Genomic DNA, 891 nt, shown 5'->3' with positions numbered 1-891 from the left:
GTTCCCAAGACCGAATTCACCGAGGACGAGGACGGCAACGTTTTCGAGACACGGATCTTGACTGATCGTTTTGTGCCCAGAGTCCGGGCATGGGACATGACGCCAGGCTCACGCCAACTTGGATGCTCACTGACCATCAGCTCGGATGCGACTACACCAGCTGCACCTGTAACCACCTCCAACACTGAAGCACGTAGTCAGGACGCTTCATTTGAAATGGGCCGTGTGATGGTCACGCATAGCGTTCAAAGCCTGCTCCAAAACAGCTCTCTCGACGTGATGCAGTACCTGCAGCGTCACGCGACGGGCGATTGGGGCGAGATTTCGAATGACGACTGGGACAGCAATCAGCACGCACTCAAAGCTGATGGTCGACTATTTTCCGGGTATGACATCGACGCTGAAGATGAGACCAGACTCTGGATCATTACCGAGTCAGATCGCTCAGTAACAACAGTCATGTTGCCATCTGACTACTAACTAAACTTTATCAAGACCTTTCAATCATCTAACCGCTCAACAGGGTATGAACAATACCCTTGGTGGTGTCGTGCATGCCCTGTTTAACCCATTAGTGGAGAAGCATCATGAACGACCTGACTTTAGAAGTGCCTGTAGGCCACTCTCGTGGGGAAACTTTAAACATTGGGCTCACTGAGTTTATCGAGGAGTTTGGTGACGAACTTCTGGAGTCACTCAACCGTTCGAACCCACCGGTCTATGCCGGCATCGACAATCCGGCTCGGCAGCGGGTGCTGGAGGGCCTCAAACGACAGCCCTTCCCTGCACAGGCTCAAGTGGTCCAGGCCGTTGCCGCGCTTTTGCTCGATCAGACTGAACGGGCTGGCATCATCAATGCCGAGATGGGTACAGGCAAAACGATGATGGCCA

The 891-nt window shown here is 53.2% G+C and carries 2 pseudogenes; both read left to right on the top strand.

What is annotated here, in order from left to right:
• Window positions 1-480, top strand: a pseudogene (locus ABJ99_RS00700) (DUF6094 domain-containing protein); the annotation flags it as partial.
• Window positions 481-587: 107 nt separating this feature from the next.
• A pseudogene (locus ABJ99_RS00695) lies at window positions 588-891 on the top strand (DEAD/DEAH box helicase); the annotation flags it as partial.

Source organism: Pseudomonas syringae pv. cilantro, assembly GCF_001293775.1.
Taxonomy (GTDB): domain Bacteria; phylum Pseudomonadota; class Gammaproteobacteria; order Pseudomonadales; family Pseudomonadaceae; genus Aquipseudomonas; species Aquipseudomonas syringae_P.
The sequence above is the reverse complement of the archived record's forward strand: the minus strand, read 5'-3'. Positions and strand labels throughout refer to the sequence as shown.